Raw genomic sequence first — 13449 nt, 5'->3', positions numbered from 1 at the left:
GGGTTGAAGACGTTGATGAAGTCACCGTGGTCGGTGACCGGCTTGTGCTGCTGCTCGGGGAAGCCGTCCAACGAGAAGAACGGACGGGTCTTGCCGTTGTCCTTGACGCTGGGTGCGTCCACGTCGTACACCAGACGCTGCACCAACTGCGGAATGGCCTTGAAGCCGGCCGGGCAGTTGCCGTTGGCGTCAGCGAAGGCCACGTGCGTACGGTGGTTGGCGCTGTCGATGTTCTTGCCGTCCCAGCAGCTCTGGAACTTGAAGGTGCGCACCACGTCGCTGCCTGAGGGGCAGAGGGGGTACTTGTCCTTCAACTGCACCTTGTTCTCGAAGCCGGTGCAGCTCCACGAGGCGTTGGCGTTGGCCGTGCCGTTGACGAATGCCTTGGCGTCACCGGTGATGATGCGCAGGAACTTGGGCATCGCCACCACCTTGCCGCGGGGGCTGCCCACGAAGTCCAAGGTGGCCTTCTTGGCCGTCAGAATCCGGCCCGTGTTGCCCTCGGCGCCGCCGCCCTGCTTGTCGGCGTCGAACTCCCTGGTGCCGTCCTGCAGGCGCAGCACCGGCCAGTAGTAGGACGACTTGTCGCCCTTGTTCTGGCAACTGGTCCCGGCCTTGGCGAAGTCCTGGTCGCTCGAGAAGGCGTCGTTGTCCTGGTTGCCGACGTAATCGTGCACGTGGTGTGCGCCGTTGGTGACACCGGGCGCGACGATGACGTTGTCGCTGTTGTACAGCTTGTTGGCGTTCACCCCGCACTTGCTGACGAAGACACCCTTTGAGGCCTTCGCCGACCTGGCCGGCGTACGCACATTGGGCTTCACCTTGGTGATGTCCACGAAGTCGGCGGCGACGGGGCCGTTGCCGGTCACTCCGGCATTGGTGTTGTTGCCACCCTGGTTGTTGCCGCCGCCCTGACCGGGGGCGGGCTGATTGCCGGTGGCACGCAGGGTGCAGGCCGCCAAGGCGTCAAGGCCCTGCGGCTTGGGGGCCACCCGGCCGATGGCGGTGGCGATCCGGTCGATCGTCGCCTTCCGCTTGTCCTTCAGCGGACCCACGATCGCGTTCTGTGCGAAGTTGGGATCCTGCTGAATCGCCCTCTGGGAGGTGGAAAGGCGCTGGTATGCCTCGGATATCTGTTTGTCGAGAAGTGCCAGTTCCTTGTCGACCTGGGCCCTGGCCTGGGCCGGCACCGATGTCAACTGCTGCCCGACGTCGGGGCAGTCGATGGTGGACGCTCCGGCCGCGAGCGCCTGGTTCTGGGCAGAGCCCTTCGACGCGCTCGTTTCACCGGCCGAGGCGTAGATGTTGACCGCTACCAGTCCACCGGCCCCTATGGCCACTGCGGCCACCGCGCCTACCGTCCGGCGGACAGTCTTCGATCTCTTTCGCGTGCTGCGTCTCATCAGGCCTCTCAAGGACATCTCCGGAGCCGGCAGGACCTCCGGCACAGGTTAGGTGCGTCCTCAGATACGGATGTGCACACCAAATGCTCAGTGAATTCCCAGGTTCGTAGGTTCCTCCATCATCAAACAGTGCATGGAGGAATAATTCCGGCAGGATCAGCTGCCGGCGATTGCCGTGCCCGGCTCGCCGGCTGTCCGGTGGGCCACTCGACTCCCGCCACTGGGGCGAGGCCGTCCAGCTTCCGCCGCCGGAACTCGCCCGGCTCCTGGGCGTGTACGCGCCCGGGTGATGACGCCGCGCGGCTCCACCGCCGTCACCGGCCTGGCGCTGATGACCGCGCCGCACCCGCCGACCCGCGCTTGAGGGCCCGACGCCGACGGCAAGCGGCGCTCCGGCACAACCACGGCTCGCTGGGCGAGGACCCGGTGGACTGCGCGCCGTGCGAGGCCCCGAACGGGCACCGCTGCTCAAGGACCTGCCGCGCTTCCACGTCCGCGGACCGGCGGAGAAGCTGTTCGAGGAGGCCTGCGACTGGGCGCGGTCGCGCTGGTTGTCGGCCTCGGTGAGTCGACGCACGCGCCGGTGTTCGATCAGAAGCTGCCCAGCCCGCTCACGCCGAAGGGCGAGCGCCCCGAGGCCCGGCCTGCTACGTGACGCCTGCCTGGCCGCGATGGCCGACCTCGGTGTCGACGCGGACCTGACGCCGGCCGACTTCCTGGCGGCGATCGACGGCGCCCCAGTCGGTCCGCCGGCGTCGCCCCGACGCGCACCGGACTCCCCGGTTGAACACGTTCAAAAATAAGGGATACGCTGATGCGGAGCGAAGCCGAGGGGGTTCGATGAAGGTAGTGCTGCCCGGGGGAACCGGACAGGTGGGCACGATCCTCGACCGTGCGTTGACGGCGGCCGGCCATGAGGTCACGGTGGTGACCCGGCATCCCGTGCGGGGACACGACATCGGCTGGGACGGGGCCACACTCGGTCACTGGGCCGAGGCGATCGACGGCTGCGATGTCGTGATCAACCTGGCCGGACGCAGCGTCTCCTGCCGTTACACCGCCGAGAACCTGCGGGCCATGATGGACTCCCGGGTGGATTCGACGCGGGTGGTCGGCGAGGCGATCGCCGCCGCCGCGCGGCCACCACGCGTCTGGCTGCAGATGAGTACGGCGACGGTCTACGCCCACCGCTTCGACGCGGCGCACGACGAGGCGACCGGGGTGATCGGCGGCTCGGAGGCCGGGGTGCCGGATTACTGGGCGTACAGCGTCGAGATCGCGGAGAACTGGGAGCGGGCTCAGGCCGAGGCGCCGACTCCCGCGACCCGCAAGGTGGCGCTGCGCTCGGCGATGGTCATGAGCCCGGATCGGGGCGGTGTGTTCGACGTACTGTCGCGGTTGGTACGACTCGGGCTCGGCGGTCCGGTGGCCGGCGGCGCGCAGTACGTCTCCTGGATCCATGACGAGGACTTCGTGCGCGCCGTGGAGTTCCTGATCGCCCGGGACGACATCGAGGGGCCGGTGAACCTCGCCTCGCCCGGCCCCCTTCCGCACCGCGACTTCATGCGGGCGCTGCGCACGGCCTGGGGCGTCCCGGTAGGGCTGCCAGCCACGCGCTGGATGGCCGAGCTGGGGGCGTTCGCGCTGCGCTCGGACACGGAGTTGCTGCTCAAGAGCCGTCGGGTGGTGCCGGGTCGGCTGCGCGCGGCCGGGTTCGTCTTCGCGTATCCCGAATGGGAGAGGGCTGCTACGTCCCTCGTACAGCGGGCAAGGCTGGTTCGTGCGGCACCGGGTAGGGGCCGATAGGGGCCGTGAATCGAGCAGCCGCGCTGTGCAGACTGTGCAGACGACCACATGACGTGGAGCACGTCTGCTCGCGCCCGGTGATGCCAAGCGCTGACCTGGCCGGGCCAGGGTGGCTCAGGTGCGGGGCCCCGTGCCCAGGAACCGGTGGAGGGAGGCCGTCATGGCGGCGACAAAGGTGTCGCGGGTCCGGTCGGCGACGAGGTCGAGGGACAGGTAGGGGTTGAGGTCTTCCAACTCGACCAGGAGGAGGTTGCCCTCCTGGGTGCGGCAGGCGTCCACGCGCTGGATGCCGTGGTCGAGGGTGTTCCAGTCGATGAAGCGCCGGGCGAAGACGAGATCGGCTTCCGTTGGCACGTAGGGCTCAAGGGCCCAGCGCCGACCAGGGTCGGGGGCATGGAGGGCGTACTGGAAGGCGTCGTCAACGTAGTAGAATGAGACCTCATAGCGGAAGTCGATGCGCGGCTGGACCAGGATGTCGCCGTAGTCGAGGCCGCCCAGCTGGTCCCGGGACACGAAGTGGAGGCCGATCGAGTCCGCCCCGGCCTTCGGCTTGACCGCGTACTGGTCGGCCTCGGGCAGGCGGTCCAGGTCCTGGGACTGGTCGACGGTGGGGATGACCGGGTATTCGGCTGCGGTCAGATCCAGCAGGTACTGCTTGCCGGCGATGTCGGCCCGGCCGGTCAGCGGGTTGTACACCCGGGTGCCATGTGCTGTGGCCTGGTCGCGGAAGGCGTCGTACTCCTTCTGGTAGTGCAGCACGGGTCCGCTGTTGCGGACGACGACGCCATCGAAGCGATCCATCAGAGCCGCCGCGTCGAGCGGGTGGCACAAAGCGAGGTCGAAGTCCGTGCGAAGCCGGGAGGACAGGAAGATGTCCTCGTCGCAGTAGCGCCGCCCCCGGGCCTGATAGGCCAGATCGGTCACATAGAGAAGGCCGGGGCGGGCGGGCGTGGTGGATCTCCTTGATCGGTGGTCACCAATCCTGCCAGCGGGGCGGGGCCATGCCCCGCCCCGGCCCCGCCTACGATCGTCCGTCGCTGCTTCATACCGTCGCCGGAGGCGATTGCCGAGCTCACGAGCCTGCTCGCGCCCGGCGGCAGCAACCGCCGAGCCGCGTTCCTTGATCCTTCTCGGTGGCGACGGCGGAGGCGGAAAGGAGTGTCGCGGCGGCGAGGCTGCCCCAGAGGGCGGCCGGGCCGTGGGGTGCGAGAACGGTGATGACCGCTGGGGAGAAGGCGAGACCGAAGCCCGTGGAGAGCTCGAAGCGGGCCAGGGCCCGTCTCAGGACATGGGCCGGGGCGAGGGCGGTGACAAGCGCGGTGGCGCTGCCGGCGTAGATGATCTCGCCGATCGTGCAGACCACGGACACTGCGGCGACGGCCGGGGCACCCCAGCCGTGCCCCAGCGAGGTGGCCGCGAGGAAGCCGATGTAGGACGCGGTGAGTACCACGCCGGCGAGAGCCAGCACGGTCCGCCGGGAGAAGCGGGACATCAGGACGGTGACCGGAACCTGCAGGGTGACCACCAGCACCGTGTTGGCCACGAAGATGGCTGCCGACCACACCGGGGATGCGTGCAACTGTGTCACCAGGACCAGAGGGAGCGCGATTTCGGGGACGTTGAGGCAGAAGACGTAGACCACGTTGGCGGCCAGCAGCGCGCGCATCCGGGGGGGCGGGCCCGTCGTCCCCGCCCTTGGCCGGGGCAGCGGCCGGATGCGCGTGGAGGTGGACCGACCACGCCAAGGCCGCCGATGAGAGATAGGCGAGCCCGGTGACGGCTGCCAGCGCCTGCAATGCGGTGGTGCCGCCCGCCAGGCATGCGGTGGCGATGAGCGCGCCCACGCCCAGGCCGGCGTTGCGCAGGGCGCGGCCTCCCGCGAGAGCGGCGTCGCGTTCCCGGCCGCGGGCGACCGTGGCCACGAGAGCCGCGTGGGCGGCCGGCCATGCCTGGTTGCCGATGCCGAGGAAGAGCGCCGCCGTCGCGAACAGCCAGACGTGCCCCGCCGGGCCGGCCAGCAGCAGCGCCACGCCCAGCACCCGCACCAGCATCGACGCCGCCACGACCGTGCTGCGTGCGCCCCGGTCCAGCCATCGGCCCACCGCGGGCATGCACACCAGACCCGCGACGACGCCGACCGTCATGGCGATGCCGGTGACCGGCGCGGACAGCCTCAGCACCGTCACCCATGTCGCGAAGCGGACGCAGGCCGCCGAACGGTCGGAGAGCTGGAAGGAGCCACCCGATGGAGGCGGGGGAGGAGATCGCCGCCGCCCACTGAACGCATCGGGGCCGGAGCTGAGTTTCACCACCGGGTGACGGCCTGACAGGGCCGGGCGCCCGGCAGGCGGCCGGTGAAGTACGAGCGGGGCGGCACGCCCATCAGGGTGCGGAAGTCGGACGTCATGTGGGACTGGTCGTAGTAGCCGGTGACAGCGGCCAGTTCGGCCCAGGAGAGGTCGGCGGCGTGGGCCGGCACGGCGCGTGCGCGGTCGATGCGGGCGTAGTGCGTGGGGGAGAGGCCGACGCCCTCGGCGAACAGATTGCGCAACTGCTGCTCGCTGACCACCAGATCGCGCACCACCTCCCGCACCTGACCGGGCACGCGACCCCACCGGATCGTCATGGCGTCGACACAGGCCCGCAGCAACTCGGTGCGAGAGCAGTCGGCGGTGTCGGCGAGACGGCCGGGGAGTACGTCCGCCACGTGCGCCACGACGTCATCGGCGTCCAGGAGGGGCAATGCGGCCACCAGCCGGCGCGCCGCCGGGGACGGCAGATCGCCGAGCGGGGCGACCCGGCCGACGAGGTCTACGGCGGCACACCGAGCAGGGGCCGGGCCGTGCCCGGCGCAGCTGCACCACGGACGCGAGTGGCTTGCCCGGGTGGTACGAGGCGAGGGTGCGGGGACCGAGGACGACGGCGTCACGCCGACCGTTCTCCTCGACGCGCACGACCACCTTCGTGGCCGTGTCCGGGAGACGAGCGACGGGCCGCCCCTGCGGCCGGCCGTCGAGCGTCGCGCTGCGCGGGGGATGCCTTGCGCGCATGAATGTGGAAGAACCCCAACGGCGGCTGGGGGCTGTCGGTTACTGCTCACCCAGAGTGGTGGCGCGTTGGTCGACCTCGATGTCCGAGCGCCGTATGCCGATGAATCGTGTGGGCCGGAAAGGCTGGAGGAGGTCCTGCTCCTGATCGGTGGTGATCTCGGTCGCGGCCAGTCTTCCCAGAATCGGTGCCAGGGTGATCCCGCTGTGCGAGACGAGGCAGTAGACGTGGGACTGCGTGGAGGCGTAGCCGGCGACGGTGTGACCGTCTGCGGGCAGTGACCGGAAGCCGATGCGCAGGTCGATCTTCGGTGGGCGACTAGGGTCGGTCAGCAGTGCGGAGAACCGCCGAGCGAGGGTGCGGACGAGGTCCCCGTCCGCGGACGGAGGGGCTTCCGGATCGACGTCCGCGTTCAGGTCGAGAGCCTGTAGGACGGTCTGCCCGCCGGCTGCGGGGCGGAGGTTGAGGCCGGGGCTGTGGATCACACAGCGCAGGTCGCATTGCGGGGACCTGGCGTACCCGAGCAAGCCGACGGTCGGTGATCCGCGACCGGTATCCGTCACCATGGGAACGTCGATGTCGGCCTGTGCGGCGAGCCGTTGGGTCCAGCGACCTGCCGCCAGGACGACTCGATCACCTCTGAAGACTTCGCCGCCGGCCAGGGTGACGGCCACTTCGTCAGGCCTGTCGTCGATGGCCACGACCTCTCCGACCACGCACGTGGCTCCGTGCTGCTCGGCGTCCGCCAGAAGGTTCTCCACGAAGAGTTCCGGCAGAACGTATCCCTCACTGGGGAAGTGAGCGATGGACGTGATGGTCTCCGGGATCCGGAGGTCGCCTGCGATCCGCGTTGCCTCCTCGGGCGTGACCCAGTGCGCGGGGTAGCCGAGGGACCGCAGTCGTTCCACGTTGCCGGCGAGCCATTGTTCGTTTGAGGAGTCCGCCCACTGCAGCGCTCCGCTGGGGAAGTACGACGGCGCGCCACGCAGTTGCTCGGCGAGCCTGATGTGCTCCTCCATGCCCGCGAGGTTCAGCCTGTGGTAGTCCGGGGCCAGCTTCCGGCTCGAGTTGGTCCAGGCGAAGGTGGTCGCTGTGGTACCGGTGCCGGCTCCCCACTGATCCAGCACGACAACTTCCTCGCCGGTGACGGCAAGCTGCCTCGCGACGCTCAACCCCAGCACGCCGGCACCGATAATGATGACCTTCATTGTTTGCGCATCCTTTCTGGCGAAGGCACGCCGCTCGCACGGCGGGGCGAGGAGCTCCACGAAGAACTCGGCGGTTCCCGGACGAACGAGGGTCGTGACCACCTCGACTGCGCTTCCGTCACTGGCACGCAACTCCCTGCGTTCGCGTCGACGCCGGTCTCGCCGTCCTGACCGAACGCCGTTGCCGTAGTGGTCAGCATGGAACCGAACGCGGCAGATGGACAAGCACGCTCTGGAGGGGGTCTCGAAGTCCAGCTCGATCTCCCACCGCTGCCGGTAGAGCGCCACCGGTTCGGCCGCCGGATACCCCTCCTTGCCAGGCCGTATCACCAACACCCGGGAGCGTGCACGAACTCGATCGACCGGAAGCCGCGGTCGGCGATGACCAGGTCGCCGGGGCCGGTGGAACTGGCCAGCGGCGGACGGCCAGGCCGACGCCTTCGCCGCCTTCCCCGACCGTGGGGGCGGCGCCCGGGGGTGCTGCTGTACACGGACGCCTTCGGTGTGCGGCCCGAGTTGGAGGAGAGGGCCCGCGAACTGGCCGGGCACGGGTACTACGTGCTCGTCCCCAACCTCTACTACCGGCACGGTCCGGCACCGGTGATCGAACTTCCCGAGCACATCGGAGCAGAGATCCGGCCCGCGCTCATCGCCCGGCTGATGCCCTTGACCGAGGCGCACACCACCGAACGGGTCCTGCGCGACGCCGACGCCTACCTCAAGTTCCTCACCACCCAGCCCGAGGCCAACCCCGGACCGGTCGCCGCGATCGGCTACTGCATGGGCCCCGCCCTGGCCATACGTATCGCAGCCGCCCACCCCGACCAGGTGGCGGCCGTCGCCGGATTCCACCCCGGCTTCCTGGTCACCGACGCGCCCGACAGCCCGCACCGCCTCCTCCCCAAGCTCACCGCCGAAGTCCACCTCGGCCTCTCCGGCCCTCCGCACCGCAGCGCCACTGGGACCGTCTGCTCCCCCTCCTCGGCCGCACCCTGGCCAACAGCTGACGCTGCGTGGAGCGGTCCTTGAGCAGGTGCCCGTACAGCAGCACCTGTCAGTAGTTGCCGTGGTCGGCGGCGACCTTCTCGATCTGCTCGTACTGGCCTCGAACCCGCCTAAGAGGTCCTAACAAAGGCGTTGGACGTGGCGGTGGGTGATCAGGCATGTGGCGAGGCCGAGAAAGGCTTCGTGGATGTCGTCGCGCCGCTCCCATCGGATGCGCAGGCGACGAAAGCCGTGCAGCCACGCGATGGTGCGCTCGACCACCCAGCGGAAGACACCCAGGCCGGAGCCGTGTGGCTGGCCTCGTTCGGCGATCACCGGCGTGATACCGCGAGCCCGCACCAGGCGCCGGTACTTGTCGTGGTCGTAACCACGGTCCGCGAGGAGCGCGTCGGGTCGGCGCCTGGGCCGGCCGACCACGCCGGCCACGGCGGGGACCTTGTCGAGAAGCGGCACGAGCTGGGTGACGTCGTTGCGGTTTCCGCCGGTCAGCGACACCGCGAGCGGGATGCCCTGTCCGTCGGTGAGGACGTGGTGCTTGCTGCCCGGCCGTGCTCGGTCGACCGGGCTGGGCCCGCTTTTGGGCCGCGCCGGGCCGCCCGGACGTGGGAGGAGTCGATCACCGCCCGCGACCAGTCCAGCTTCTTCGCGGCCCGCAGCTTCTTCAGCAGCACCAGGTGCAGTTCGTCCCACACACCGGCCTCGTTCCAGGCCGCCAGGCGCCGCCAGCAGGTCATGCCGGAGCCGAAGCCCAGCTCTTGGGGCAGATACTCCCACTGGATACCGGTGTGCAGCACGAACAGGATCCCGCACAGCGCCTGCCGGTCCGGCACCCGAGGCCGACCCTCCACCAGCTTCGGCCCCGGCTCGGGCAGCAACGGCTCGATGAGCGACCACAGTTCATCCGACACGATCCAAGGCCGCGACTGACGTTTCCCCACGACCAGACCAACGACCGTCCACGCCGAAAGTCACATGATCAACAACTTCTGTTAGGACCTCTAAGCCGTCCACCGCTGGTACCAGCAGGAGTTCGCCGTTTGTTCTGCCGTGATGTCGAGCGGCCAGGAGTACGGCGAGCCGCCGAGATCTGACTTGTGAACTGGAAGAGGCGGGACGTCATCCACCGGAACCGTCGTGATGCGCCGTCGCCGCCGCTGTCCGGTCGACCCCCACGCCGGCGAATGGGGCCCTGATCGAAACCCCGGCTGCCGTCCTGAGCGCAACGAGATCCGGCACAGCGCATGTGTTGCTGACAAACTCCGTCTCATAACCTCGTGCATGGAGACGTCAGATGCCATGTGTATCCACCTGGGGAGGCGATGGTGCTCGGAAGAGGCACGCGGTTGCTCGCGGGCGTCATGACCGTGGTCTGCATGGTGCTCGTCGGCCCCAGTGCACGAAGCGGTGCCCTCTTCGCCGGGTCACTGCCCGTCGAAGCCGTCAGGGATGTCGTACCGAACCGGGTCATGACGTGGAACATCTGCAACCCCTGCGAGGCAAGCAACGTTGACCGGGCGGCGGAGATCGCCACGTATGCTCCCCAGGTCATCGGCCTGCAGGAAGCGTGCGTGCGTGACGTCGAGATGATCCGGGAGTATCTGGAGAGTCTTTACGGGCTGGTTTATCACGTCGCGTACGGGACGGTTCTTCGGGATTGGGGCCGCTGCGGGGGAGTGCCGTGGAGTCCGGGGGCTTTCGGGCAGGCGGTCCTGTCGGCGGCTCCGATGACGGACCGCGTCAGTGTGGAGTACCCCGATGGCGGGTCCGAGGACCGTGGGTACATGGCAGTCACCACCACCGTGGGCGGTCAGCCCGTCCGGGTCTTCAACACACATCTCGCCCAACGCCGTCAAGAGGCAGTCCGAGCAGACCAGACCGACGTACTCGCCGCAGACGTCGCCCGGCACGACCGCGCGATCCTTCTCGGCGACTTCAACGCTGTGCCGGACGCCCCCGAACTCTCCGGGATATGGGCACTGGCCGCGGATACGGACCCCCAGTGCCGCTCCGCGCCCACCGGCGCCTCCTGCGAGCCGACCACCGACTGGCAGAGCAAGTTCGACTACATTTTCCTGCGGGGTGTCGTCCCGCTCGAACACCGTGTGCATCCGACCCCGTACTCGGACCACCACCTGCTGCACACCGACCTGGACCCAACTCAAGTGGGCATTCTGACCGGCTCGGCTGCCTGGCCCGGGCCTCGTGGCGTGCCCGGCGCCATCTGCCATGGGCACTGGCAGGCCGACAACCGGTACTGATCAGCCAAGTAGCCGACCATCGGTCAGCACCGCAGCACGCACTTCACGGTGCACACACCCCGCAGCGACTGCGCTGAAGGCGGCTGCCCCCGGTCCCCGGGCCGCCGCCTTCGCGTTGCCCTCATCGAACACCCGCACACTGCCCTTCAGGACAGTGCCCCAAGAGACAATTTCGCTCCGTCGCGCACGCCCGTAACTTCGTCGCGGCCGCAAGTACGGCCGCAGACCGCCGCAAGAACCACCGCCCGACAAGGGGACAACACCGTGCGCAACCGCATCATCACCGCCGCCGCCATCGCCACCGCCGCCTCCGTCGCCCTCCTCGGCGGCACCGGCCAGGCCTTCGCCGACAGCCAGGCCGCCGCCAAGCCCGCCGCGCCCGCGAAGCTGACCGTGGCCGCGTACAAGACGTGGCTGAAGAAGACCCCGGGCGAAGAGGCCAAAGACACGCTCCACGCGTTCAACAAGCTGCCCGCGGCCAAGCAGAAGAAGTTCGTCGGCTATCTGCAGGACCCGAAGGTGCTCAAGGCGTTCGTCGTCGCGCACCAGGGCAAGATCCCCAGCCTCTCCTACGGGACGACAGTCACCTACAAGAAGGACATCACCTTCACCACCCGCACGTCCGCCGCCGCCCCCGGGATCAAGGACAGGAAGACCATCACCCTGACCACCAGGTCGATCGAGCGCATCTTCAACATCCCGGTCACCGAGCTGTCGACCGTGCTGACCTACGAGACCAAGGGCAACCAGATCACCGGCAGGGGCTGGAAGACCAAGAACTACGGCAGCAACTACAACGCCGCCTTCGCCATCAAGTCCTCCAAGACCCGCACCGCGCTCAAGGCCAACGAGCTCTCCGGTGTGACCAACTGGACCGCCACGCCCAAGTACAAGAGCGCCGGCACCGCGGTCATCAAGAAGCACCAGGTCGTCACCGGCAAGGGTGCCCGCACCCACCACGCTGAGATCGGCAACGGCTCGCGCTGACGCCCGACACAGCTGAAGGCGGCGGTCCCATCCCCCCCGGGCCACCGCCTTCCCGTCGTCCGCGCGCAGGAGAGGAACCACGCCGAGGACGTGGCCCGCAGCGCGTCACGCGTGCCGTGTCCCGCCTGCAAGGCCCGAGTGGGGCAGCCCTGCACTGTGCCGGGCAGCCACCCGGCTCGCCTGCGTCGGCACCCTGACGAGATCCGGCCGCACCTGGAAGTGAGGAACTCCCAGGCTGAGTCGGCTGACCGTGAGAAGAGGGCCGGCCCGATGTCCCGGGCCAGCCCTCTGGCGCGGACACGTCAGCGCTCCGGACCGGTCGGCTCGGCGTCCGGGTCTTCCTTGCCCTGGGCCGTGGCGGCGGGGCGCAGGGCCTTGGTGCTGTCCTTCAGACGCTCCAGCGTGCGCGTCAGCTGCTGGAACGGAGACGTCCGCGTCCCCGACGGCTGCTGTCCGGCCGGAACGGCCTCGGCGGACTCGCGGTAGGCGGCGAGCGCCTCGTGGGCGCGCTCGGTCGCCTCCCGATACAGGTCCCGGGACTTCGTCATGGCCTCCAGCGCCTCGGCGTACATCGCCACCAGCTTCCGTTGCTTGGCGAGTTCCTCCTCGAGAGTGAGAAGGTGCCAGTCCTCCCGCAGCGCGGTGAGGGCCTCCTCGGCACCGTCCGGCAGTGGTCGCGGCAGCGCGGCGAACCGCGTCACCGCCGCGACGAGATCGGCCGGTTCCGAACCGTCCAGGAACACCGTGCGTACGGCGAAGTCCTCGGCGTCGTAGCCGGACGGGGCCGGGGTGCCGGGCAGCACCACCGCACCGCCACGTGGCACCTCCACGTCGAACTCCCGCAGCGCCCAGTTCATGACCCGCAGCTGATGCGGGGCGGCCCGGTGTTCCACGACACGGTGGCGCAGGCTCGGCGGCAGCCATCGCGCGAGGGGCAGCCGACCGCGCTCGTCCGTGGTCATGGCCTCGTGGACGACAACGTGGACGCACCATCCGTCGTGCCCGGAGTCCCTGAGCAGGCGCCGTGCGTCCTTGTCGTCCTCCGGCAGGGTGTTGACCCTGCTCAGCGACAGGCCTGTGGCGGCGTCGTGATCCCAGTCGCCGTACTCCGGCCAGAACCGGGTGACGGGGGACGGCCATGCCGGGTCCCACGGCTGTTCCGCCTCCGCGAGCAGGGTCCACTCCCGCCCGCCGCCCAGGTCGGGCGCGAGGCTCAGCCGGGCGCGTACGGTCACGTCGTCGGGAACCCGCCACCGGGCCTCGAAGACCCGATTCGGGGGGTCGTCCCCGGCGTCGGGCACTTCCAGGAAGTCGTCGATGACGTGGCTGTCCTTGAGCTGTCGCAGGGTGTGACGGAGTACGCCTTCCGCGTCGGGTCCGACGTGGCGGCCGCGAGTCGGCCACACCGTGGGAGGAATCGTGGGACGGGCTATGGGGGAGGTCGGCATGAGTCCATCGGAGAGCAGGGGAACGTGCGCATGCCAGTATCGTCCCCGGGCCCGGTGGAGATCACTCGGGGTCCCGCCCACCTCCACCTCCACCTCTGCCGCCCGACCCTCCCGGAAGTGCCTACCACTGCTCGCCTCCCCGGTCGGGGCGGGACTCGCGTCCCGAGACGATGTCGGTCACACCGGGTCGTCCGCCGTGTCGTCACCCGGACCGGGCGCACCCCCCGCCCGTCGGCGTGGCCGCCACCCGTGCTGATGCGGTCGCCCGGCACGCCGGGCCCGCTCT

At 69.4% G+C, this 13449-nt stretch carries 9 protein-coding genes and 4 pseudogenes; 6 read left to right on the top strand and 7 right to left on the bottom strand.

Features of this window, described 5'->3' with window-relative positions; translation table 11 throughout:
* Positions 1–1403, bottom strand: a 1403-nt coding sequence (locus STRIP9103_RS06560) for a DUF1996 domain-containing protein (RefSeq protein WP_048819811.1), incomplete at its 3' end; no start/stop codon positions are given.
* Between the two features lie 194 nt (positions 1404–1597).
* Here STRIP9103_RS06560 and STRIP9103_RS51280 point away from each other — a divergent pair.
* Both STRIP9103_RS51280 and STRIP9103_RS06555 read left to right on the top strand, forming a co-directional pair.
* Positions 1598–2137: pseudogene (locus tag STRIP9103_RS51280) on the top strand (telomere-associated protein Tap); the annotation flags it as partial.
* A gap of 106 nt (positions 2138–2243) precedes the next feature.
* Positions 2244–3209 (top strand): TIGR01777 family oxidoreductase, encoded by a 966-nt coding sequence (locus STRIP9103_RS06555; RefSeq protein ID WP_048819808.1) that lies wholly within the window; start codon positions 2244–2246, stop codon positions 3207–3209.
* Between the two features lie 114 nt (positions 3210–3323).
* Here STRIP9103_RS06555 and STRIP9103_RS06550 read toward each other — a convergent pair whose 3' ends face one another.
* The 4 genes and pseudogenes from STRIP9103_RS06550 to STRIP9103_RS06535 form a co-directional block, all read right to left on the bottom strand.
* On the bottom strand, positions 3324–4133 hold the full coding sequence (locus STRIP9103_RS06550; RefSeq protein ID WP_009301289.1) for an ATP-grasp domain-containing protein: 810 nt from the start codon (positions 4131–4133) through the stop codon (positions 3324–3326).
* 148 nt (positions 4134–4281) lie between these two features.
* Positions 4282–5521 (bottom strand): annotated as a pseudogene (locus tag STRIP9103_RS06545) (MFS transporter).
* A complete protein-coding gene (locus STRIP9103_RS51275; RefSeq protein ID WP_234022132.1) occupies positions 5515–5961 on the bottom strand; it encodes a helix-turn-helix domain-containing protein in 447 nt (148 codons plus the stop codon). The pseudogene STRIP9103_RS06545 and the gene STRIP9103_RS51275 overlap by 7 nt, the downstream one beginning before the upstream one ends.
* Positions 5962–6298: 337 nt before the next feature.
* Entirely contained in the window at positions 6299–7465 is a 1167-nt protein-coding gene (locus STRIP9103_RS06535) for an NAD(P)/FAD-dependent oxidoreductase (protein ID WP_048819810.1), read from the bottom strand.
* Between the two features lie 412 nt (positions 7466–7877).
* Between STRIP9103_RS06535 and STRIP9103_RS06530 the strand changes: the two are divergent.
* Positions 7878–8472 (top strand): annotated as a pseudogene (locus STRIP9103_RS06530) (dienelactone hydrolase family protein); the annotation flags it as partial.
* A gap of 118 nt (positions 8473–8590) precedes the next feature.
* On the opposite strand, the gene STRIP9103_RS46040 reads toward STRIP9103_RS06530, so the two are convergent.
* Positions 8591–9381, bottom strand: a protein-coding gene (locus STRIP9103_RS46040; protein WP_411572372.1) for an IS5 family transposase whose coding sequence is annotated in 2 segments (ribosomal slippage) — positions 8591–9051 and positions 9051–9381 — 792 coding nt in all. Because the reading frame shifts where the segments join, the coding sequence is not laid out codon by codon here.
* 408 nt (positions 9382–9789) lie between these two features.
* Here STRIP9103_RS46040 and STRIP9103_RS06515 point away from each other — a divergent pair.
* From STRIP9103_RS06515 to STRIP9103_RS53745, 3 genes and pseudogenes are all read left to right on the top strand, one after another.
* Complete coding sequence (locus STRIP9103_RS06515) at positions 9790–10728, top strand: endonuclease/exonuclease/phosphatase family protein (RefSeq protein WP_009301304.1); 939 nt, start codon at positions 9790–9792, stop codon at positions 10726–10728.
* Positions 10729–10992: 264 nt separating this feature from the next.
* Positions 10993–11715 (top strand): hypothetical protein, encoded by a 723-nt coding sequence (locus STRIP9103_RS06510; RefSeq protein ID WP_009301286.1) that lies wholly within the window; start codon positions 10993–10995, stop codon positions 11713–11715.
* Between the two features lie 90 nt (positions 11716–11805).
* A pseudogene (locus STRIP9103_RS53745) lies at positions 11806–11862 on the top strand (hypothetical protein); the annotation flags it as partial.
* 155 nt (positions 11863–12017) lie between these two features.
* On the opposite strand, the gene STRIP9103_RS06505 reads toward STRIP9103_RS53745, so the two are convergent.
* Positions 12018–13163 carry a hypothetical protein gene (locus STRIP9103_RS06505; protein WP_181800469.1) on the bottom strand — a complete coding sequence of 382 codons (1146 nt, stop codon included), beginning with the start codon at positions 13161–13163 and terminating at the stop codon, positions 12018–12020.
* Positions 13164–13449: the final 286 nt, after the last annotated feature.

The organism is Streptomyces ipomoeae 91-03 (genome assembly GCF_000317595.1).
Taxonomy (GTDB): domain Bacteria; phylum Actinomycetota; class Actinomycetes; order Streptomycetales; family Streptomycetaceae; genus Streptomyces; species Streptomyces ipomoeae.
Note: the sequence above shows the minus strand (reverse complement) of the source record. Positions and strands in the feature narration are given on the sequence as shown.

Coding starts and splice junctions, on each gene's coding strand:
- STRIP9103_RS06555 (WP_048819808.1), top strand. CDS start 2,244: ATGAAGGTAGTGCTGCCCGGGGGAACCGGACAGGTGGGCACGATCCTC.
- STRIP9103_RS06535 (WP_048819810.1), bottom strand. CDS start 7,465: ATGAAGGTCATCATTATCGGTGCCGGCGTGCTGGGGTTGAGCGTCGCG.
- STRIP9103_RS06515 (WP_009301304.1), top strand. CDS start 9,790: ATGGTGCTCGGAAGAGGCACGCGGTTGCTCGCGGGCGTCATGACCGTG.
- STRIP9103_RS06505 (WP_181800469.1), bottom strand. CDS start 13,163: ATGCCGACCTCCCCCATAGCCCGTCCCACGATTCCTCCCACGGTGTGG.